Origin of the sequence: Psychrobacter sp. TB20-MNA-CIBAN-0197 (assembly GCF_040309765.1) — a bacterium.
Classification (GTDB): Bacteria; Pseudomonadota; Gammaproteobacteria; order Pseudomonadales; family Moraxellaceae; genus Psychrobacter; species Psychrobacter submarinus.
In genome coordinates this window covers 1-1,849 of the sequence record NZ_JBEOPC010000063.1, presented here as the reverse complement: position 1 = coordinate 1,849, position 1,849 = coordinate 1, and the positions used below count along the sequence as shown (strand labels likewise).

1 rRNA gene is annotated in these 1,849 nt (G+C 50.4%); it reads right to left on the bottom strand.

What is annotated here, in order from left to right:
- Window positions 1–1,849, bottom strand: a 23S ribosomal RNA gene (locus AAEY83_RS12600); the annotation flags it as partial.

Sequence of the window (1,849 nt, the reverse complement as noted above, 5' to 3'; positions counted from 1 at the left end):
CCTGAGTTAGAACCCCAACATGACCAGGGTGGTATTTCAAGGATGGCTCCACAAACACTGGCGTGTCTGCTTCAAAGCCTCCCACCTATCCTGCACAAGTCAGGTCAAAGTTCAATGTAAAGCTGTAGTAAAGGTTCACGGGGTCTTTCCGTCTAGCCGCGGGTACACAGCATCTTCACTGCGATTTCGATTTCACTGAGTCTCTGCTGGAGACAGCGCTGCCATCATTATGTCATTCGTGCAGGTCGGAACTTACCCGACAAGGAATTTCGCTACCTTAGGACCGTTATAGTTACGGCCGCCGTTTACTGGGGCTTCGATCAAGACCTTCGCATACGCTAAGCCCATCAATTAACCTTCCAGCACCGGGCAGACATCACACCCTATACGTCCACTTTCGTGTTTGCAGAGTGCTGTGTTTTTAATAAACAGTTGCAGCAGCCTGGTATCTGCGACTACCAGCAGCTCAAGGAGCGTGTCCTATCACCACCAATAGCGTACCTTCTCCCGAAGTTACGGTACCATTTTGCCTAGTTCCTTCAGCAGAGTTCTCTCAAGCGCCTTGGTATTCTCTACCTGATCACCTGTGTCGGTTTAGGGTACGATTCGTTTATGACTATCGCTTAGAAGCTTTTCCTGGAAGCCTGGTATTTGCCACTTCGTCCTACAAGTAGGACTTGCTATCAGATCTCGACCATATAGCAGCCCGGATTTACCTAAGCTGCAAGCCTACATCCTTTCACCTAGATAACCATCACTAGGCTGACATAACCTTCTCCGTCCCTCCATCGCATCATAAACAAGTATCGGAATATTAACCGATTTCCCATCGACTACGCCTTTCGGCCTCGCCTTAGGGGTCGACTCACCCAGCCCCGATTAACGTTGGACTGGAACCCTTGATCTTCCGGCGTGCGAGCTTTTCACTCGCATTATCGTTACTCACGTCAGCATTCGCTCTTGTGATACCTCCAGCATGCTTTACAACACACCTTCACAGGCTTACACAACGCTCCCCTACCACTTGAAAACAATTTTCAAATCCGCAGCTTCGGCTCCTAGTTTGAGCCCCGTTACATCTTCCGCGCGGGCCGACTCGACTAGTGAGCTATTACGCTTTCTTTAAAGGATGGCTGCTTCTAAGCCAACCTCCTAGCTGTCTATGCCTTCCCACCTCGTTTCCCACTTAACTAGGAATTTGGGGCCTTAGCTGGCGGTCTGGGTTGTTTCCCTCTCCACAATGGACGTTAGCACCCACTGTGTGTCTCCCGGATATCACTCATCGGTATTCGGAGTTTGCATCGGTTTGGTAAGTCGGTATGACCCCCTAGCCGAAACAGTGCTCTACCCCCAATGGTGTTCGTCCGAGGCGCTACCTAAATAGCTTTCGGGGAGAACCAGCTATCACCGAGTTTGATTAGCCTTTCACCCCTATCCACAAGTCATCCCCTGGCTTTTCAACGACAGTGGGTTCGGTCCTCCGGTGCCTGTTACGGCACTTTCAACCTGCTCATGGATAGATCACTCGGTTTCGGGTCTATACCCTGCAACTATGACGCCCTATTAAGACTCGGTTTCCCTACGGCTCCCCTAACGGTTAACCTTGCTACAGAATATAAGTCGCTGACCCATTATACAAAAGGTACGCGGTCACCACGCAAGGTGGCTCCCACTGCTTGTACGCACACGGTTTCAGGTTCTATTTCACTCCCCTCACAGGGGTTCTTTTCGCCTTTCCCTCACGGTACTGGTTCACTATCGGTCAGTCAGGAGTATTTAGCCTTGGAGGATGGTCCCCCCATCTTCAAACAGGATTTCTCGTGCCCCGCTCTACTTAATATGTTATCTT